This is a genomic window from Streptomyces albiaxialis, assembly GCF_039530985.1.
Classification (GTDB): domain Bacteria; phylum Actinomycetota; class Actinomycetes; order Streptomycetales; family Streptomycetaceae; genus Streptomyces; species Streptomyces albiaxialis.
In genome coordinates this window covers 411,444-430,308 of sequence record NZ_BAAAPE010000013.1, presented here as the reverse complement: position 1 = coordinate 430,308, position 18,865 = coordinate 411,444, and the positions used below count along the sequence as shown (strand labels likewise).

The window sequence follows — 18,865 nt, the reverse complement described above, 5'->3', positions numbered from 1 at the left end:
CCGAGGGAAGCCCGTGTAAGCGCCATGTTCGGTTCTCCGGGCTTCTCCTCGGGATTCGCGGAGTGCGTCGCGCACATGTCGTCGTCACATCCCGCCCGTGGCGGCCTGCCCTCCACCGCGGGCCGGCCTGCCCCGGATCACCAGCACCGCACCGGCCACCGCGAGGACGCCACCGGCAATGACGGCACCCAGCGGGGCCGTGCTGCTGACCAGCTCCAGACGGTCGTTGTCGTCCTTCGCGAGGTCCACCGCCTCCTGCTGCGTCTTGGCGTCGAACGCGAGCTTGTCACTCTGGAGCAGGGTCACCTTGTCCTTCTTGCCGCCGGGCGCCCGGAGGGTCATCCGGGGGCCCGTGGCGGCGTACAGGATGCGGCCCGTGCGCTCGTCCACGATGAAGTCCAGGCCCGAGTTCGAGTACCACTGCTCGGCGAAGACCTGCCCGCTCTTGGGGCGGTCCACCAGCATCCCGGGCACCTGCCGGGAGCCCGCCCGCTTGGCCTCGACGGTCCCGGTGAAGCGCAGGCCCTCGTACCCGCGGACCTTGGCCTTGCCCTTGTAGTGCAGCGGGACCGTGCCGCCCAGGGTGCTGTCCCACCAGGTGTAGTCGCGCTTCTCGACGTCGAAGGGCCACTTCAGGTAGGCCTCACCGCTGAAGACCTTGCCCGCCGAGGGCTTCGCCTTGCAGCAGCGCACCGGGCGGTTGGTCTTCCGGTCGGTCACCCAGCGCTCCTTGGTCCACTGGAACGATTTGCGAGGATCATCCAGCTTGACCGTCTTCGGGCTGTCGATCGTCTGGGAGACGTCCCACACCGCGCGGCCGCTCTTCTCGCTCGCCGCGACATTGCCGAGCACCCGCCGCGTGACCTTGAGCTTCTGGTCGCTCTTGGTCTTCAGCTCTCCCTGGTCGAAGTACTTCCCCTTGCCGTAGAAGACCGAGGTGATGTTGACGTCCGTGGGATTCCGCTTGGCACGTGGCTCGACGTAGTAGGCGAGCATCGGTGCGAGCACGAGCAGAAAGACACCCAGGCCCAGCAGAACCAGGGCGAGGGGCGAAGCGTGACGGCGCATGGCGGGGCACTCCGAGGGTGGTCTTGTCCTGCGGCAGGGGTGGTCCTGGGGCAGGTGCGGTGCTGCGGCGGAGAGGTGCACGAACGACGGTCGGTCCGTGAAGAGCGTGGAGTACTCGTGGGTACGGTCCTTATGGGCCGGAAACCGTAGGCCGTCCCTTGACACGGAGTCAATGGTTACCGACACTCGGCAACTCAAGAGGGGTTGGCTCCTGGGGCGGAGCCGTAGGGCCGTGTGCGCGCGGTCCGTATTGGCCAGCACGACCATCACGGCCGTCACGGCACTCACGAAGAGAGGTTCGCCGCCGCCATGCACAGACTCCTCGCCGCCGCACTCACGAGTGCGGTCGCCGCGGCACTAGCCGTCGGCGCGGGCCTCGGCATCGTCGCCTCGCTCAACGCGACTCCCGACCAGCCCAACGTTCCCCTGGTGCACTTCCACTCGTCGCCGGACGAGGTGCCCGGTCTGGAGTCCGCTGCGCCGTCGGCCTCGCCGTCGCGGAGCGGCTCTCCCAAGGCATCACCGAGCGGCTCCCCCAGCGGGTCGCCGGACAGCTCTCCCGGCGAATCGGCAGGGACCGCAGGAGCGGCCGGAAGCTCGGCCGAGCCGTCCCAGGGAGGCTCCCCGGATGAGCCCGGAGGCGGAGCATCCGGCTCCGCCGACGCCTCACCCGAACCGGGGGAATGATCCCGTGAAGGCCGCTCCGGTCCGTTCGGCCTGGCAGGACGTCCCGCCCCTGCGCGTGCGAAAGTTCGCCGAGCGCGCCATGGCCGAGGTGCCCGTGCTCGCCGAGGACATCCTCGGCGCCATCCGCCGTGAGTACCCCGGGCTCCCGCTCGTCCTGGACGACTCGGGCGAACCCATGGCCCTCATCGGCATCCGCCGCGCCCTGGAGCACTTCGTCGAGCACCTGGCGACGGGCCTGGAGGCCCCGCACGTGCCGCCACAGGTCTTCCAGGAGTTCGGCCGCGGAGAGGTGCTCCAGGGACGCAGCCTGGACTCCCTCCAGGCCATCTACCGCCTCGGCATCCGCCTCGCCTGGCGCCGGCTCGCCGAGATCGGCACCCAGATGGAGATCCCGCCGCCCGCGATGTACGAGCTGGCCGAGTCGGGCTTCCAGTACCTGGACGGACTGGTCGCCGAGTCCGTACGGGGCTACGCCGAGGCCGCGGCCCGGCAGGCGGGGGAGCGGCTGCGCCTCCAGCGGCGCCTGCTCGACCTGCTCCTCTCCGAGCACCATCACCACCGTTCCGCCGGTGAGCCCTCCGACCTGCTCGCGGACCGCGCGGCCCGCATCGGCTGGCGCGTGCCCCGTACAGTCGCCGTCGCCGTGCTCGTACGGCCCGCGCGGTCGGCCGTGCCGCCCGCCGTCGGGGACGAGGTCCTGCTCGACATGGACTGCGAGCAGCCACGCATGGTCGTGCCCGAACCGGAGGCCCCGGGGCGGACGGAACTGCTGCGCAGGGCGACGACCGGATGGGCCGGAGCCGTCGGTCCTCCCGTGCCGCTCGCCGACGCGGTCAAGTCGCTCCGGTGGGCCCAGGCCGCCGTCGGCCTGATGGAGCGCGGCCTGCTCCCCGGCGGAGAGCTGCTCTACTGCACGGAGCACACCGAGGCGCTCGTCCTGCTGCCCCCGGAGGAGCTCATCGCCGGACTGACCCGGCGCAGACTCGCGCCTCTCGCCGAATGCGGGCCCACGCACAGCCGCCGTCTGGCGGAGACCCTGCTGGCCTGGCTGGAGACCCGGGGCGGAGCCCCCGAGGTCGCGGGACGGCTGGGCGTCCACCCGCAGACGGTGCGCTACCGGCTCCGCCAGATCCGGGAGCTGTGGGGCGACGACATCGACGACCCGGACAGCCGCTTCGAGCTGGAGCTGGTCCTGCGCTCGATGCGGCTCCGAGGCGAGCTGGGCTAGGGCCGCGATCCTTCCCCCGCTTCTTCCGGCTTCTTCGCTCCCGCTGCCGTCTCGGCGGCTTCCGTCCCTGCCTGCTCGTCCGTCCCCTGCGCTCCCTCCGCTCCCTCCGGCTCCTGGCCGAGCATCCGCTTGAGCAGATCGCGCAGGAGGGTGCGCTCCAGGGGCGTCAGCCCGGCGAGGGGCTCTCCCGCGAAGTCGAGGGCGCTGCGGAGACGGGACGCGGTGGTGCGGCCCTCGTCGGTGGCCGCGGCGACCTTGACCCGGCGGTCGGCGGGGTCGGCGCGGCGCTCCACCAGGCCGCGCGACTCCAGGCGGTCGACCATCCCCGTCACGTTCGACGGCTCGCACTTGAGCCGCTGGGCCAGCTTGCGCATGGGGGTGGGCTCGCGGGAGATCAGCGCCAGCACGCGCGCCTGGGCACCGGTCAACGAGTGCTCCGCCGCGGCCAGTTCGTACTCCTCGTGATAACGCGCGACGACCGTGCCGACCAGTTCGAGAACCTCGAGGGTGAGCGCGTCGGCGGGACGGGTGCGTGCTGAAGAGCGGGCTGCCATGACTCCAGGGTACTCCAATGCTTGACAAGGTGAAATATCGAGGTGCATGGTTGTTTCAGTACCTGAAATGTTCTGGAGAGGCAGCACGTCACCATGAGCGCATCCGCATCGCCCCAGCCCGCCGACGCGTCCCTTCCGGCCACCGCCCGGGCCTGGCACCTCGTCGCCCGCCCCTCGGGCTGGCCGACCCCTGACGATTTCGCACTGCGCGAGGTGCCCGTCGCCGAGCCCGCCGAGGGCGAGATCGTCGTGCGGAATCTCCACTTCTCCGTCGACCCGTACATGCGGGGGCGGATGAACGATGTGAAGAGCTACATCGCCCCCTTCAAGCTCGACGAGCCCATGGACGGCGGCGCGGTCGGCGTCGTGGTCGCCTCCCGGGCCGAGGGCTTCGCTCCGGGCGACCATGTCGCGCACTTCGTGGGCTGGAGGGAGTACGCGACGCTGCCCGCGAAGTACGCCACCAAGGTCTCCGCGGAGATCGCCCCGCTCACCGCCTTCCTCGGCGTCCTGGGCACGACGGGCCTCACGGCGTATGCCGGACTGCTGAAGACCGCCTCCTTCAAGGAGGGCGACACCGTCTTCGTCTCCGGCGCCGCGGGCGCGGTCGGCAGTCAGGTCGGCCAGATCGCCAAGCTCAAGGGCGCGGCCCGCGTCATCGGCAGCGCGGGCTCCGACGAGAAGGTCCGCCTCCTGAGGGAGGAGTACGGGTTCGACGCCGCGTTCAACTACAAGTCGGCTCCCGTAGCGGACCAGCTCCGCGAGGCCGCCCCCGACGGCATCGATGTCTATTTCGACAATGTCGGCGGCGACCATCTGGAGGCCGCCATCAGCTCGTTCAACACCTTCGGCCGCGCGACCATCTGCGGCATGATCTCGCAGTACAACGCGACGGAGCCCACCCCCGCCCCTCGGAACCTGGCCCTCATCATCGGGAAGCGCCTGCGTCTCCAGGGGATGCTCGTGAGCGACGAGACCGCGCTCCAGCCGCAGTTCTTCGAGGAGGTCTCCGCCTGGGTCCGGTCCGGCGAGCTGAAGTACCGCGAAACGATCGTCGAGGGGATCGAGAACGGGGTGGATGCCTTCCTCGGCGTCCTCAAGGGCGAGAACACGGGCAAGATGATCGTCAGTCTCGCGGACTGACCTCCGGAGGACGCCTCACCAGCGGGCGACTAGGCTCGGCACCGGCCGGCGGGATTTGGGCGCGAGTCCCCCGGCCGTGCCACCGACAGGAGGACCCATGGCAATCCAGCCCATAGACGTCAAGTACACGGCCGTCGCCACCGCGGAGAACGGCCGGGACGGCCGCGTCGCCACCGACGACGGCAAGCTCGACGTCGTCGTCAACCCGCCCAAGGAGATGGGCGGAAGCGGCGCGGGCACCAACCCGGAGCAGCTCTTCGCCGCCGGGTACAGCGCCTGTTTCCAGGGCGCGCTCGGCGTCGTCGCGCGCAAGGAGGGCGCCGACATCTCCGGCTCCACCGTGACTGCGGAGGTCGGCATTGGCAGCACCCCCGAGGGCGGCTTCGGCCTCACCGTCGCCCTCTCGGCCACCATTCCGAACGTGGACGCGGACACCGCCAAGTCCCTTCTGGAGAAGGCCCACCAGGTCTGCCCGTACTCGAACGCCACCCGGGGGAACATCGAGGTCACGCTCAGCGTGAAGTAACCGGCGCGGCAGGACCTACGTGGGGGCCGCCCCGTCCCGAGCGACGGAGCGGCCCCCACCGCATGCTGGCCGGTCGGCGTCCGTAACTCAGAGGCTCAGGGCCGCAGCAGCACCTTGCCGGTGTCCGGCCCCTCGGCGCCGACCACCGCCATCGCCTCCCCGAAGGATGTCAGAGGGAGTTCGTGCGTGATCAGGGGCGCGGGGTCCAGCAGCCCGCCCGTGAACGCCCGTACGGCGAAGGACCACGCGGCGGACGAGGCGCCGAACACGGAACCGACGGTGAGCTGGTTCACGACGAGGTGCAGGGGATCCACACCGAGCGCCCCCGGGTCGAACATGCCGGTGAGGATGACACGCCCGCCGCGCCGCGCCAGCATGCACGCGTCCTGCGCGGACACGTCGGCGCCCGCCGTCTCCAGGACGACGTCGTAACCGCCCGCCTCCTTGCCCGCCTCCTCCGGCGCGCACGCCCGGTCGGCGCCCAGCCGCAGCGCCTCCTCGGCGCGCGCGGAGCGGGGCTCCACCGTGAGGAGGGCCGCGGGGGACGAGGCGGCGAGGAGCTGGACGGCGAGCAGGCCGAGCGTTCCCGCGCCGACGACGGCCACGCGGTCACCGGGCCGGGGCGCGCCCGCCAGCACCGCCGCCGCGGCGACGGCCGCGGGCTCCAGCAGCGCGGCGGCGCGCAGGTCGGCGCCGTCGGGCAGTGGATGGAGCAGCCGTGCGGGCAGCACCAGCCGGTCGGCGAAGGCGCCGGGCTGGGTGAAGCCCGTCTCGTCGTACCCGCCCGCGCACAGGTTGGTGGCGCCCTCCCGGCAGCGCTCGCAGGCCAGACACGCGCGGAAGCCTTCCGCGACGGTCTTCCGCCCGACCAGAGCCGGGTCCACGCCCTCGCCCACGGCATCCACGGTCCCCGCCCACTCGTGTCCGGGTGTCACGGGATAGCGCACGTAGTCCGGGTGCCGGGTGCCGTCGTACAGCTCGCGGTCGCCGGCGCAGATCCCGGCCGCGTGCACGGCGATCCGCACCTCGCCGGGTTCCGGCAGGGGCTGCGGCCCGCTCACGATCCGGTGCTCGCCCGGCCGGTCGACCACGACGGCGCGGGCACTCCCCGACGCCGGCGGTCCCGCCCGGCCGGGCGCCCCGGCCGGTCCTGCGGCAGTGGTCACTGACGGCTCCCTTCACCCACTAGCGCGCGGTGCGAGGAGAGGTGATCTCCCGATAGGCCAGCTCCGCGAGACTGTGCTGCCCCTTTTTGCTCGGGTGGAACCAGTCCCAGTTGCTCAGTTGTTCACCGGTGAAGCGGAAGCGGAAGACGGCGCCGTTGTCGTACCGGCAGCGCAGGTCCTTGGCGCACTCCTCCTTGAGAACGGAGTTGTACGCGACCACCCGGTCGTAGACCTGCTGGCGGCGGTCCTGGGCCGCCTTGTCCATCGCGTTGGGGTCCTTGAGCATCGACTGGCAGATGCCGAGGTTCCATATCCGGTGGCCTATGGGGTTCTTCCGGCCCTGCTCCCACAGTCTTTTGAGGTTGGGCACGCTGGAGACATAGACCTGCGTCTTCGGCTGTTCCGTACGGAGCACGCGCAGGGACTCGCGGAAGCTCGCGCGGAAGTCCTCGACGGGGGTCATCTCCCCGACGGACGGCCTGCACGCGTCGTTGGCGCCACTCATCACGGTGATCATGTCGGGGCCGGAGGCGGCCGCCTTGCGCATCTGGTCGGGCAGGTCGGCGATCACCGCCCCGCTCACCGCGTGGTTCCAGCTCTTGCCCCGCGGGTCGTCGAACAGGCGGCTGGCCAGGCTGTCGATCTCCGGCTCGGTCCCCGTGGCCCAGGACACCTTCACGCAGTCGGCGAGCACCGAGCAGGCGTCGAAGCCGCGCGTGATGGAGTCACCCACGGCGGCGAGGGACTCGGGCTTCCTGTCCCAGATCGGGGTGGGGGACGGCGACGGCTTGTGCTGGGGACGCGCGGAGGAACCGGCACGCTGTGCGGAGCTGTCGCTTCCGCCACCTCCGGGGTCCCCGCAGGCGGCGGCGAGTCCGAGGCCGCCCGCGAGCATCGCGGCGAAGGCGCAGATGGTGACGGTCCGGGTGCGTGTCCGGCCGGAGGAGCGGGTAAGCCCGTGGGACGGGTTGTCGGTGTCGCTGCGGCTGTCCGTCATCCGGCCCCCTGTTCGCTGGTCCCCATCCGACGGTACGTCACTCACCGTGCGCCGTCGCACGGTAGCTTGGCCGTGACTGGCTGACGCGGGGGCGCACAGCGGCTGGTAAATATTACCTCGCGTCACTTCCTGTCCCTTTCGGGGATATTTGAGCGCGGTGGTGTTTACTATTCGTAACCTCGGGAGCTGGTAGGGAAGTGACCGATGGTGCAAAAATGTCAGGCGCTGAACCGGCGCATGACCGGTAGGTGATCGAGGCCGCTCGGCGAGGCGACCCTCGGACCGCACTGGAGGTCCCGGTGACGACACGTGGAGTTCTGTACGTCCACTCGGCGCCCCGCGCGCTGTGCCCCCACGTCGAATGGGCCGTGGCGGGCGTCCTCGGCGCGCGCGTGAACCTCGACTGGATCAGACAGCCCGCCTCCCCGGGCACCTGGCGCGCCGAGTTCTCCTGGCAGGGCGATCCCGGCACCGCCTCCAAGCTCGCCTCCGCGCTGCGCGGTTGGCACCTGCTGCGCTTCGAGGTGACCGCCGAGCCCTGCCCGACGGCCGAGGGCGAGCGGTACAGCTCGACGCCCGAGCTGGGGATCTTCCACGCCGTGACCGGCATGCACGGCGACATCCTCATCCCGGAGGACCGCCTCAGGGCCGCCGTGGCCCGCGCCTCGCGCGGCGAGAGCGACCTGGAGGCCGAGATCTCCCGGCTGCTCGGCAAGCCCTGGGACGACGAGCTGGAGCCGTTCCGGTACGCGGGCGAGGGCGCGCCCGTGCGCTGGCTGCACCAGGTCGTGTAGGCGGCACACGGGGTCGCCCCTGCCGGGTTTGCGGGGTCGCCCCTGCCGGGCTCACGGGGTCGCCCCTGCCAGGGGCGTCGCGGCCCGCGACGGCTCGCACCCACCCGTGCCGCGTCCCGCCCGTACGCGTCCCGTGCCCGTCCTCGTGCCGGGGGCCGCGCCGGGGCGTCGTGCTTGCCCTGGAGCGTGCTCCAAGCCGTACCGTGCCGGACATGTCTGACCGAACCTCAGTAGCCGTCCTGGGCACCGGGACCATGGGTGCCGCCATGGCGCGCAACCTCGCGCGCGCCGGGCTCGACGTCCGCGCCTGGAACCGCACCCACGCCAAGGCCCTGCCCCTCGCGGACGAGGGGATCCGTGTCGCGGAGGACGCGGCCGACGCGGTGCGGGGCGCCGACGTGGTGCTCACCGTGCTGTTCGACGCGCCCTCCGTGCTGGAGGCGATGGGGGCCGCGGCGCCCGGCCTCGCGGAGGGCACCCTCTGGACGCAGGCCAGCACCGTCGGCCCGGACGGCATCCCGCCGCTGACCGGCTTCGCCGGGGAGCACGGGCTCCGCTTCGTCGACTCCCCGGTGCTCGGCACCAAGGCGCCCGCGGAGTCCGGGCAGCTCACCGTGCTCGCCGCCGCCCCCGAAGACGTACGGGACGACGCCGCGCCGGTCTTCGACGCGATCGGGCAGAAGACGCTCTGGCTCGGCACGGAACCGGGCGCCGCCAGCCGTTTCAAGCTGGTCGTCAACAACTGGGTGCTCACCGTCATCAACGGGACGGCGGAAACTCTCGCCCTCGCGGAGGGGTTCGGCTTCGACCCCCGCTCGTTCCTGGAAGCCGTCGGCGGGGGCCCGCTGGACATGCCGTACCTGCGGATGAAGGCCGGACTGATCCTCGACGGCGAATTCTCCGCCAGCTTTCCGCTCGCCGGGGCCCGCAAGGACGCCGAACTGATCTCCCGTGCCGCCGAGGAGGCGGGCGTCCGGCTGGACCTCGCTCCCGCGGGTGCCGCACGGCTGCGCCGCGCGGAGGAGCGGGGGCACGGCAGGGAGGACGCGGCGGCCTCCTACTTCGCCAGCTTCGACTGACGCGCCCCAGCGGAACGTGTAAGCAGGACGTGTAAGCGGAACGTGTAAGGGGCGCCCTCCCGAGGAGGACGCCCCTTACACGTACGCCTATAGCGCGTTACCCACGCGTACGCGTGCTGGATCAGACCGTGCGGAACGCCAGCACGACGTTGTGGCCACCGAAGCCGAACGAGTTGTTCAGCGCGGTGATACGGCCCTCGGACGGGAGGGCGCGTGTCTCGCCGCGCACGATGTCGGCGTCCACCTCGGGGTCGAGGGTGTCGATGTTGATGGTCGGCGGAGCCAGGCGGTAGTGCAGTGCCAGCAGCGTGGCCACGGTCTCCACGCCGCCCGCGCCGCCCAGCAGGTGGCCGGTCATCGACTTGGTGGCGGAGATGGCCATGTGGTCCACGTCGTCGCCGAAGACCTTGCGCAGCGCCTTCAGCTCCGCGAGGTCGCCCTGCGGGGTGGAGGTCGCGTGCGCGTTGATGTGCGCGATCTCCGACGGGTCGAGGCTCGTGTTCGCCGTGAGGTTCTGGAGGGCGTGCGCGATGCCGTTGCCGGAGGGCTCGGGCTGCACGATGTCGTGGCTGTCGGCCGAGATGCCCTGGCCGATCGCCTCGGCGTAGACCCGGGCGCCGCGCCGCCGCGCGTGCTCCTCCGACTCCAGGACGACCACGCCCGCGCCCTCACCGAGGACGAAGCCGTTGCGGTCCACGTCGAACGGGCGCGAGGCGCCCTGCGGGTCGTCGTTGTTCTTGGACATCGCCATCATGTTGGCGAACGCCGCTACGGGCAGCGGATGCAGCGCCGCCTCGGTACCGCCCGCGACGACCACGTCGGCGCGGCCGGTGCGGATCATCTCGATGCCGTAGCCCACGGCCTCGGAGCCCGAGGCGCAGGCGCTGACCGGAGTGTGCACGCCCGCACGGGCGTTGACCTCCAGGCCGACGTTGGCGGCGGGGCCGTTCGGCATGAGCATCGGCACGGTGTGCGGGGACACCCTGCGGAAACCCTTCTCCAGCAGCGTGTCGTACTGGCTGAGCAGCGTGGTGACACCGCCGATGCCGGAGGCCACGACGGCGCCGAGCCGGTCCGGGTCCACGGCGGTGTCCTCACCGGCACGGGCGTTGAAGCCCGCGTCGGCCCAGGCCTCGCGGGCCGCCACCAGCGCGAACTGGGCCGAGCGGTCCAGCTTCCTCGCCTGCGCGCGCGGGATGGTCTCGGTCGGCTCCACCGCGACCCGGGCGGCGATCCGCACGGGAAGGTCGGCGGTCCACTCCTCGTCCAGGAGCCGGACGCCGGAGCGTCCCGCGACGAGACCTTCCCAGGTCGATGCGCTGTCGCCACCCAGCGGTGTGGTTGCGCCGATACCGGTGACGACCACGGTGCGATTGGTCGCGTTCACTGGAATTCTTTCTCCACTGGTAGGGGTGACCTCGTTTGAGCCACCCGTCGGCCGGGTGGCGACAAACGCGTCAACGGATGTCTCAGCTCTGGTGTTCGAGGATGTAGTTGGTCGCGTCCCCGACCGTCTTCAGGTTCTTGACGTCGTCGTCCGGGATCTTCACGCCGAAACGCTCCTCGGCGGCGACGACCACCTCGACCATGGACAGCGAGTCGACGTCCAGGTCGTCGGTGAAGGACTTTTCGAGCTGCACGTCCTCGGTGGGGATCCCGGCGATCTCGTTGACGATCTCGGCGAGACCCTCGACGATCTCTTCCTTCGTGGCGGCCATTCGGCGCTCCTTCGGTATGTGCGGTGAGTCCGCAGCGCCCGACGCCTTTGTACGGGGCTGCTTGGATCTTGACTAAGGGAGAGTAACGACCGTAGCCGCGTAAACGAGACCCGCCCCGAATCCGATGACGAGGGCGGTGTCGCCGCTCTTCGCCTGCCCGGTCGCCAGCAGCCGCTCCATCGCGAGCGGAATGGAGGCGGCCGAGGTGTTGCCGGTGGTCTCCACGTCACGGGCGACCGTGACGCTGTCCGGCAGCTTGAGGGTCTTCACCATCGAGTCGATGATCCGCATGTTGGCCTGGTGCGGAATGAAGACGTCCAGGTCCTCCGGCGCCAGTCCGGCGGCGTCGAGGGCCTGCTGGGCGACCTTCGCCATCTCGAAGACGGCCCAGCGGAAGACCGTCTGGCCCTCCTGCCGGAGCGCGGGGAACTTCAGCTCGCCCTTCTCGTCGACCGGGAGCTGCGAGACGTCGCCGACCCGGTAGTCGTCCCAGGGGACGGTCTGCGAGATGACGTCCGCCTTGTCGCCCTCCGAGCCCCAGACAGTCGGCCCGATGCCCGGCTCCTCCGAGGGGCCCACGACCACGGCGCCCACGCCGTCGCCGAACAGGAACGCGGTGGAGCGGTCCGTGAGGTCCGTCAGGTCCGAGAGCCGCTCGGCGCCGACGACGAGCACGTACTTCGAGCTGCCCTCGACGACCATGCCCTTGGCGAGCGTCAGGCCGTAGCCGAAGCCCGCGCAGCCCGCGTTGACGTCGAAGGCCGCGGCCTTGCCCGCGCCCATACGGTCCGCGATCTCGGTGGCGATGGCCGGGGTCTGCTTGAAGTGCGAGACCGTCGCGATGATGACCCCGTCGACCTGGTCCGCGGTGATGCCCGCGTCGGCCACGGCCTTGCCCGCGGCCGTCAGCGTCATCTCCGCGAGCGTCTCCTCCGGACCGGCCCAGTGCCGGGTGGCGATCCCGGAGCGCGAGCGGATCCACTCGTCGGAGGAGTCGATGTGCTTGAGGATCTCCTCGTTCGGCACGACGCGGGTCGGCCGGTAGCCGCCGACGCCGAGGATACGGGCGTACGGGGAGCCCTGTGCGGGCTTGATCTTCGCGGTCATGCTACTCAGGGACTCCTCGGGTTCAGGACGACGCGTGCTCGGCGATGAGCGCGCGAGCAGCTTCGAGATCGTCGGGGGACTTCAGCGCCAGCGTGCGGACACCCGGGAGGGCACGCTTGGCGATCCCGGTGAGCGTGCCACCGGGGCACAGCTCGATGAGGGTGGTGACACCCAGCTCCTGGAAGGTCTCCATGCACAGATCCCAGCGCACGGGGGCCGAGATCTGGTGGACCAGCCGTCGAACGACCTCGGAGCCCGAGTCGACGACCTGTCCGTCGAGGTTGGACACGTACCGCACGGCGGGGTCGCCGGGCTCGATGCCCTTGACGGCCTCGTTCATCGCGGGCTCCGCCGGGGCCATGTGCTCCGTGTGGAAGGCACCGGCGACCTTGAGCGGCATCACACGGGCACCTTCGGGCTTGTCCTGCCCGAGGGCCGCGATCTGCTCGGCGGTTCCGGCGGCGACGATCTGGCCCGCGCCGTTCATGTTCGCCGGGGTCAGGCCCAGCTTCTCCAGGTGCGCGACGACGTTCTCCGCGTCCCCGCCGAGGACCGCGGCCATGCCGGTCTCGGTGACGGCGGCGGCGTCCGCCATGGCCTTGCCGCGGGTCCGGACGACCTTCATGGCGTCGTCGGGCGTCAGCACGCCCGCCAGGGCCGCGGCGGCCAGCTCACCGACGCTGTGGCCGGCGAGCGCGCCCGCGGCGTCCAGCGAGCCGGGGGACTCCTGGCCGGGGCGCCAGTCGAGCAGCGCCTCGGCGGACAGCAGGCTCGCGGCGACGAGCAGCGGCTGGGCGACGGCGGTGTCGCGGATCTGGTCGGCGTCGCCCTCGGTCCCGTAGTGGGCGAGGTCGAGGCCGATCGCGGCCGACCACTCCGCGAGCCGGTCGGCGAAACCGGGGAGTTCGAGCCAGGGCTTCAGGAGGCCAGGCTTCTGGGCGCCTTGGCCGGGAGCGACGAGTACGAGCACTCTCTCACTCTCTCTTGTGGGCTGTGGTCCCCGCCGGTGAGGACCGGGACGAAGAACGGTGAGGGGAATTGTGGGCCCTCGACAAAAGGCGCGCTTGAACCTACGGACGGCTCCCGAAGTCGGCGAGACGTCCCAGGATGAGCGCGATACGCAGTGTGAAGGCGGAGCGCACATCGGAAGGCGACCAGCCCGTGACGTCTGTCACACGTCGTAGCCGGTAGCGCACGGTGTTGGGGTGCACAAAGAGCATCCGAGCCGCGCCCTCCAGGCTACTCGCCTGTTCCAGATAGACGCTCAGTGTCTCCAGCAGGGCCGACCCCGCCTCTTCCAGCGGTCTGTAGATCTCCTCCACCAGCAGCTCGCGGGCGACGGGGTCACCCGCCATCGCGCGCTCCGGCAGGAGATCGTCCGCGAGGACCGGACGGGGCGCGTCCGGCCAGGCCGCGCAGGCCTTCAGCCCGGCCATCGCGGCCTGCGCCGAGCGCGTCGCCGCGAGCAGGTCGCCCACCACGGGGCCCGCCACCACGGGACCGGCCGCGAACGGCCCGATCAGGGACTTCGCGGACCGCAGCGGATCGTCCGAGCCGCCCGCGATCACCACCAGACGGCTGCCGAGCACGCCCGTCAGCACCTGGAGCTTGGCGTGCCGTGCGGCCCTGCGGATCGCCTCGACGGTCAGCTCGCTGTCGCCGTCCGGTGCCGTGCCGAGCACCACGGCGACGTGCTCCGGGGAGTTCCAGCCCAGGGCCGCCGCGCGGGAGACGGCGCCCTCGTCGGCCTCGCCGGAGAGCACCGCGTTGACCACCAGGGACTCCAGCCGGGCGTCCCACGCGCCGCGTGCCTCGGCCGCCTGCGCGTAGACCTGTGCGGTGGCGAAGGCGATCTCGCGGGCGTAGACGAGGAGGGCCTCGCGCAGCACCGACTCGTCCCCGGGGGCCGCGACTTCGTCGATGGCGGCCTCGACGACCTCGATCGTCGTCCGCACCATCTCGACGGTCTGCCGCAGGGTGATCGCGCGGGTCAGCTCGCGCGGGGCCGTGCCGAACACGTCCGTGCTGATGGCCTGCGGCGTCTCGGGGTGCCGGAACCACTCGGTGAACGCGGCGATGCCCGCCTGCGCGACGAGGCCGATCCACGAACGGTTCTCCGGGGGCATCGCGCGGTACCAGGGGAGCTGCTCGTCCATGCGCGCGATGGCGGCGGCCGCGAGTTTGCCGGAGGACTGCTCCAGCCTGCGGAGCGTGGCGGTATGCGGATGCTGAGACGGGTCTGTGGGTTCTGGCACGGGACAAGCCTGCCTTATCGGAAGGCGCGGGAGGGCGCTGGGGCGGACAGCGGCCCCCGGCCGCGGTCTACGGTGGGGCCATGACGCAGGTGTGGCGAGCGGACGACCGGTACCGGGGCGGGGACGCGGACGCCGGGATCGACACCCGGCACGCCTTCTCCTTCTCGGGCCATTACGACCCGGACAACGTGAACTTCGGCCTGCTGGTGGCCTGCAACGAGGAACGGCTCGCCCCGGGCGCCGGCTTCCCGCTCCACCCGCACCGGGACGTCGAGATCGTGACATGGGTCGCTGAAGGACTGCTGGAGCACCAGGACTCCCTGGGAGAGACCTCGCTCGTACGCCCCGGCGACGTGCAGCGCCTCGGTGCGGGCAGCGGCGTACGGCACGTCGAGCGCAACGCGGGGGACGAGCCGCTGCGCTTCGTGCAGATGTGGCTCGTGCCCGGCACGTTCGGGACCGAGCCCGAGTACGAGGTCGTCCGGGGCATCGCCGACGGCACGCCCTTCGCGCTGCCGCGCACGGAAGCGGTCCTGCACGTACGGCGCCTGGGCGACGGGGAGCGTACGGCCGTGCCCGACGCGGCCTGGATGTACGTCCATATGGTGCGGGGCCAGGCCGTGCTGGACGGCGCGACCCTGCGGACGGGGGACGCCGCGCGGATCGCCGACGCGAGAGACCTGGAGGTGCGCGGGCAGGGCTCGGCCGAGCTGCTGATGTGGGAGATGCACGCCGAGCCGAGCTACGGCTGAGCGCGCGGGCGTCCTCTTGCCGTTGAGCGAGTGCTCAACGACCGTCCGTCACGGCCGTACCGCACCCAGATCGGCCAGTACGGCGTCCGTGAACGCCGGCCAGACCTCCACCGCCCACGGGCCGAACGCGCGGTCCGTCAGCGCCACACAGGCCGCGCCCGCGTCCGGGTCCACCCACAGGAACGTGCCGGACTGGCCGAAGTGGCCGAACGTCCTGGGGGACGAGGAAGCGCCCGTCCAGTGCGGCGACTTGGAGTCGCGGATCTCGAAGCCCAGCCCCCAGTCGTTCGGCTTCTGGTTGCCGTACCCGGGCAGCACTCCACCGAGCCCGGGGAAGACCACGGAGGTCGCCTCGTCGAGCGTCGTACGGTGCAGCAGACGGGGCGCCTGGAGCTCGGCCGCGAAGCGCGTCAGGTCGGACGCGGTCGAGACGGCGTCCTTGGCGGCCGAACCGGGCAGCTCGGTGTCCGCCATGCCCAGCGGGTCGAGGACCGCCTCGCGCAGGTACTGCGGGAAGGGGATCTCCGTCGCCTTGGCCACGTGGTCGGCGAGCGTCTCGAACCCCGCGTTGGAGTAGATCCGCCGGGTGCCCGGCTCCGCCATCGTGCGGTGCTCGTCGAAGGCCAGCCCGGAGGTGTGGGCCAGCAGGTGCCGGACGGTGGAGCCCTCGGGGCCCGCGGGCTCGTCCAGCTCCACCGCGCCCTCCTCCAGGGCTACCAGCACCGCGTAGGCGGCCAGCGGTTTGGTGACGGAGGCCAGCTCGAAACGGCGCTCCATGGGGCCGTGGGTACCGGCCACGGTGCCGTCCGCGCGTACGACGGCAGCGGCGGCCGTGGGCACCGGCCAGGTCTCGATCATCCGCAGGCTGTCCATGCCCCCGAGCCTAACGGTCGGGATTTCACGCCGTTTTTGCCCTTGCTTGGAGTGCGCTCGAACTCCGTAGCGTTCACTTATGACCGTGATGGATACAGCGAGCGTGGACACGGAGCCCATGAACTGCCAGGGGGAGGGCCGGCGCCACCCCCGTCCGGACGGTGACGACCGCTACACGATCAGCGAGGTCGCGGCCATCAGCGGGCTCAGCGCGCACACGCTGCGCTGGTACGAGCGCATCGGGCTGATGCCGCACGTCGACCGGTCCCACACGGGCCAGCGGCGCTTCAGCAACAAGGACCTCGACTGGCTCGGGCTGGTGGGCAAGCTGCGGCTGACGGGCATGCCGGTCGCCGACATGGTGCGCTATGCCGAGCTGGTCCGGGAGGGCGAGAGCACCTTCGGGGAGCGCAAGGAACTGCTCCTGGCCACCCGCGAGGACGTCCGGCGCCGCATCACGGAGCTGCAGGACACCCTCGCGGTCCTCGACCACAAGATCGACATCTATACGACGGCGAACGCGTAGAGCGCGAAGGCACCGGCCAGGACGGCGGCCACCGCCCGCCGTCCCCGGTTCACGCCCTTCCAGGGCGCGTCGAAACGGCGCGTCACGCTGCCGATCGCGACGAGCGCGAGGGCGAAGACCGGCATCCAGGCGAGCCGGGCCAGCAGCCAGCCCAGGGAGTCCGGCGCCGTCGTCAGCCCGGCGAACGTCCCCAGGAACGAGCTGGGCACGGCCGCCGCCAGCATCGCCGACTGGTGCCAGCAGAAGATGGTCATCGCCGACAGGTTGACGACCACGACGGGCGCCCACAGCGCGGGGCGGCGCAGCACCTTCGCCAGACGGTCGCGCAGCAGCACCGCGGCGCCGCACTGGAACGTGGCCAGGGCGAGCACCAGGAGCGACGGGGGGTGCGAGTTCGTCCGTGTCTCCCCGGGGACGCCGACCATGGACGCCGGGTAGTGGAAGACGAGCAGCAGGAGCGCGAAGAGGGCGGCACCTGAGCCGAGCAGAAGGGCGCCGCCCCTCTTGCCCAGCTTTCCCTCGCCCCAGGAGACACCGATCTGGTACGCGAAGAGCCATCCGGGCACCAGATTGACCATGCCGAGCCAGGAGGGCATCGCGTCCCCGTACGGCCCGTAGCGCAGCAGGTCGACCACGGCGACCGTGCCGAAGAGCGGTGCCGCCGCCCACGCGCCGAGCCGTCGTGCGGCCCTGACGCAGTACGGGGTGAGCGCGGTGACGCCCGCGTAGATCCCGACGAACCACAAGGGCTGGACGACGAGTACGGCGGCCGTACGCACCGTTCCGCCCGGTACGCCCATGGCCGACAGGAGGGGCACGAGCGCCGCCCAGACGGCGGTCACGCCCAGGACGGGACGGCCCAGCCGGACGAGCCGTCCGCGCATCCAGCGGCCCGTGGACTCGCCCCGCGCGGCCGAACGCCGGTAGGACAGCACCGACGAGTAGCCGCCCACCAGGAAGAAGATCCCGAGCATCTGCAGCACCCAGCTCATGGGCGCGAAGTAGCCGAGCGTGGCAAGGGGGCTCGCGTTGTGCAGCGTGCCGTCCGCGTCCCGCGTGAAGCCGCCGAGCAGCCAGTGCCCGGTCGGTACGGCGAGCAGCGCCAGGGCACGCAGCCCGTCGATGGCGCGGTCGCGGTGCGCGGGAGTGCGCTCCTCGATGGCCGCGACGGCCGCACCGGCCTTCCGCCGGATCAGGGTCTCAGTGGGCATGGCGGCACTCCTCGGAGGCGGCGGAGCAGTGGACGGAGCTGTAGGAACCGAGCGCGATGGACGAGAAGTTGGCGAGCGAGTCGGTGCCGGGCGCGAAGTAGCCCGCGTGCCCGTCGGCCCCGGCCGAGGTCACGACCCGGGCGCCGAAGGCGGGCGAGGCCGGGTCGGCGCCGTGGCCGAGGCCCAGGACCTCGACGTTCGGCACCTTGCCGATCCAGTCGCCCGGATCCCGCGTCGCCCACACCGGTACGGGCGTGCGGAGCGCGGAGACCGAGCCCGCGCGCATCCCGGGGGAGCCGAGGACCACGAGGTCCGCGGCGTCGCGCCGGGTCAGTCCGTCCGCGGCCTCGCCGCAGACGACCGAGCCGTAGCTGTGGCAGAAGACGGCGGGCGCGGGCGCCCCGGTCCGGGCGAGGCCGTGCAGGAAGCGCTCCAGGCGCGGTGCGCCCGCCTCCGCGAGCCGTCCGGTCGCCGCGTCGGGGCCGAGGCCCACGGGCGTCGTGTAGCCGACCCACGCGATGACGGCCGTCCGCGTGCCGGGCCGCTGTTCCGTCATCCCGGCGCGCAGGGACCTGGCCATCCCGGCGGGCTTGCCGTACCGGTTCTTGCCCCCGCGGTCGAAGGACGCCAGGTCGATGTCGGAGCCCGGCACGATCACGGCCGTACGGTCGGCGTGCGGCAGGTCGCCGAAGACCTCGGCGACCTGGCCCCTGCCACGCGGGTCGAACGCCAGGATCTGCCGCCCCGGAGCGAGCAGTCGGCCGTACCGTTCGGCCTTCTCCTCGGCCCGCCTGTGGTCCTGGACGGTGCGCGCGGGGTCGGTGGCCGCGCGCAGCGCCGAGACCCGCTGGGTCTTCAGCGCGCGCCGGTTGGCGTCGTAACGGAGCTTCACGGGCGCGCCGTCGAGGTTCCCGACGGTGAGCGGGTGGCGGTGGGCGAGCGCCTTCCGCTCGCGCGGGGAGAGGCCGGCGAAGAAGGAGGCGATCCGCCCGGGGCTCGCCGTCTCCGGGTCGGGGAGAGGCGTGCCCAGGGAGTCGTCGGCCCGCCATGAGGCCGCGCCGGGCGCGGGTCCCGTCACCGGGGTCTGTTCGCTGCCCAGGGCCAGGCCGGTCGTCCCGCCCACGGTGGCCGCGGCGAGCGTCGCGGCGATCAGAGCGCGCTTGAGACGGCGCTTCATGGCT

At 71.8% G+C, this 18,865-nt stretch carries 19 protein-coding genes; 7 read left to right on the top strand and 12 right to left on the bottom strand.

Annotated elements, in window-relative coordinates; genetic code table 11:
* Window positions 1-84 precede the first annotated feature (84 nt).
* Window positions 85-1,068 (bottom strand): cell envelope lipid trafficking protein PgfA, encoded by a 984-nt coding sequence (gene pgfA, locus ABD343_RS25570; RefSeq protein ID WP_344531673.1) that lies wholly within the window; start codon window positions 1,066-1,068, stop codon window positions 85-87.
* Between the two features lie 691 nt (window positions 1,069-1,759).
* On the opposite strand from pgfA, the gene ABD343_RS25565 reads away from it, so the two are divergent.
* Window positions 1,760-2,983 carry a PucR-like N-terminal domain-containing protein gene (locus tag ABD343_RS25565; RefSeq protein ID WP_344531672.1) on the top strand — a complete coding sequence of 408 codons (1,224 nt, stop codon included), beginning with the start codon at window positions 1,760-1,762 and terminating at the stop codon, window positions 2,981-2,983.
* On the opposite strand, the gene ABD343_RS25560 is transcribed toward ABD343_RS25565, so the two are convergent.
* Window positions 2,980-3,537 carry a MarR family winged helix-turn-helix transcriptional regulator gene (locus tag ABD343_RS25560; RefSeq protein WP_344531671.1) on the bottom strand — a complete coding sequence of 186 codons (558 nt, stop codon included), beginning with the start codon at window positions 3,535-3,537 and terminating at the stop codon, window positions 2,980-2,982. The two genes, ABD343_RS25565 and ABD343_RS25560, sit on opposite strands and share 4 nt — an antisense overlap.
* A 93-nt stretch (window positions 3,538-3,630) precedes the next feature.
* Here ABD343_RS25560 and ABD343_RS25555 point away from each other — a divergent pair, with 93 nt between their 5' ends.
* On the top strand, window positions 3,631-4,680 hold the full coding sequence (locus ABD343_RS25555; protein ID WP_344531670.1) for an NADP-dependent oxidoreductase: 1,050 nt from the start codon (window positions 3,631-3,633) through the stop codon (window positions 4,678-4,680).
* 97 nt (window positions 4,681-4,777) lie between these two features.
* Window positions 4,778-5,206 (top strand): organic hydroperoxide resistance protein, encoded by a 429-nt coding sequence (locus tag ABD343_RS25550; protein ID WP_344531669.1) that lies wholly within the window; start codon window positions 4,778-4,780, stop codon window positions 5,204-5,206.
* 95 nt (window positions 5,207-5,301) lie between these two features.
* On the opposite strand, the gene ABD343_RS25545 is transcribed toward ABD343_RS25550, so the two are convergent.
* Together ABD343_RS25545 and ABD343_RS25540 are read right to left on the bottom strand one after the other, a co-directional pair.
* Window positions 5,302-6,297 carry a zinc-dependent alcohol dehydrogenase gene (locus ABD343_RS25545; RefSeq protein WP_425578295.1) on the bottom strand — a complete coding sequence of 332 codons (996 nt, stop codon included), beginning with the start codon at window positions 6,295-6,297 and terminating at the stop codon, window positions 5,302-5,304.
* A gap of 94 nt (window positions 6,298-6,391) precedes the next feature.
* Window positions 6,392-7,369 carry an SGNH/GDSL hydrolase family protein gene (locus ABD343_RS25540; protein WP_425578267.1) on the bottom strand — a complete coding sequence of 326 codons (978 nt, stop codon included), beginning with the start codon at window positions 7,367-7,369 and terminating at the stop codon, window positions 6,392-6,394.
* Window positions 7,370-7,668: 299 nt separating this feature from the next.
* Between ABD343_RS25540 and ABD343_RS25535 the strand changes: the two genes are divergently transcribed.
* Window positions 7,669-8,163 carry a DUF3145 domain-containing protein gene (locus tag ABD343_RS25535; protein WP_344531667.1) on the top strand — a complete coding sequence of 165 codons (495 nt, stop codon included), beginning with the start codon at window positions 7,669-7,671 and terminating at the stop codon, window positions 8,161-8,163.
* Window positions 8,164-8,375: 212 nt separating this feature from the next.
* Entirely contained in the window at window positions 8,376-9,242 is an 867-nt protein-coding gene (locus tag ABD343_RS25530; protein ID WP_344531666.1) for an NAD(P)-dependent oxidoreductase, read from the top strand.
* A gap of 121 nt (window positions 9,243-9,363) precedes the next feature.
* On the opposite strand, the gene ABD343_RS25525 is transcribed toward ABD343_RS25530, so the two are convergent.
* The 5 genes from ABD343_RS25525 to ABD343_RS25505 form a co-directional block, all read right to left on the bottom strand.
* Window positions 9,364-10,629 carry a beta-ketoacyl-[acyl-carrier-protein] synthase family protein gene (locus ABD343_RS25525; protein ID WP_344531665.1) on the bottom strand — a complete coding sequence of 422 codons (1,266 nt, stop codon included), beginning with the start codon at window positions 10,627-10,629 and terminating at the stop codon, window positions 9,364-9,366.
* Between the two features lie 82 nt (window positions 10,630-10,711).
* The gene (locus ABD343_RS25520; RefSeq protein ID WP_344531664.1) at window positions 10,712-10,960 is read right to left on the bottom strand and encodes an acyl carrier protein; all 249 of its coding nucleotides are present in this window, start codon (window positions 10,958-10,960) and stop codon (window positions 10,712-10,714) included.
* Between the two features lie 72 nt (window positions 10,961-11,032).
* Window positions 11,033-12,067: a ketoacyl-ACP synthase III gene (locus ABD343_RS25515; RefSeq protein ID WP_344531663.1), complete on the bottom strand. Its 1,035-nt coding sequence runs from the start codon at window positions 12,065-12,067 to the stop codon at window positions 11,033-11,035.
* 22 nt (window positions 12,068-12,089) lie between these two features.
* Window positions 12,090-13,037: an ACP S-malonyltransferase gene (locus ABD343_RS25510; protein ID WP_344531662.1), complete on the bottom strand. Its 948-nt coding sequence runs from the start codon at window positions 13,035-13,037 to the stop codon at window positions 12,090-12,092.
* A 100-nt stretch (window positions 13,038-13,137) separates the two neighbouring features.
* On the bottom strand, window positions 13,138-14,340 hold the full coding sequence (locus tag ABD343_RS25505; protein ID WP_425578294.1) for a PucR family transcriptional regulator: 1,203 nt from the start codon (window positions 14,338-14,340) through the stop codon (window positions 13,138-13,140).
* Window positions 14,341-14,402: 62 nt separating this feature from the next.
* On the opposite strand from ABD343_RS25505, the gene ABD343_RS25500 reads away from it, so the two are divergent.
* Window positions 14,403-15,074 carry a pirin family protein gene (locus tag ABD343_RS25500; protein WP_344531660.1) on the top strand — a complete coding sequence of 224 codons (672 nt, stop codon included), beginning with the start codon at window positions 14,403-14,405 and terminating at the stop codon, window positions 15,072-15,074.
* Between the two features lie 48 nt (window positions 15,075-15,122).
* Here the strand turns inward: ABD343_RS25500 and ABD343_RS25495 are convergent, their stop codons facing one another.
* Window positions 15,123-15,947 carry a serine hydrolase domain-containing protein gene (locus ABD343_RS25495; RefSeq protein ID WP_344531659.1) on the bottom strand — a complete coding sequence of 275 codons (825 nt, stop codon included), beginning with the start codon at window positions 15,945-15,947 and terminating at the stop codon, window positions 15,123-15,125.
* Window positions 15,948-16,026: 79 nt separating this feature from the next.
* Here ABD343_RS25495 and ABD343_RS25490 point away from each other — a divergent pair, with 79 nt between their 5' ends.
* Window positions 16,027-16,473 carry a MerR family transcriptional regulator gene (locus ABD343_RS25490; RefSeq protein ID WP_425578266.1) on the top strand — a complete coding sequence of 149 codons (447 nt, stop codon included), beginning with the start codon at window positions 16,027-16,029 and terminating at the stop codon, window positions 16,471-16,473.
* Here ABD343_RS25490 and ABD343_RS25485 read toward each other — a convergent pair.
* Together ABD343_RS25485 and ABD343_RS25480 are read right to left on the bottom strand one after the other, a co-directional pair.
* On the bottom strand, window positions 16,452-17,684 hold the full coding sequence (locus tag ABD343_RS25485) for an acyltransferase family protein (RefSeq protein WP_344531658.1): 1,233 nt from the start codon (window positions 17,682-17,684) through the stop codon (window positions 16,452-16,454). The two genes, ABD343_RS25490 and ABD343_RS25485, sit on opposite strands and share 22 nt — an antisense overlap.
* Window positions 17,674-18,861, bottom strand: a complete 1,188-nt coding sequence (locus ABD343_RS25480; protein ID WP_344531657.1) for an alpha/beta hydrolase — start codon at window positions 18,859-18,861, stop codon at window positions 17,674-17,676. Before ABD343_RS25480 ends, ABD343_RS25485 begins: the two co-directional genes overlap by 11 nt.
* Window positions 18,862-18,865: the final 4 nt, after the last annotated feature.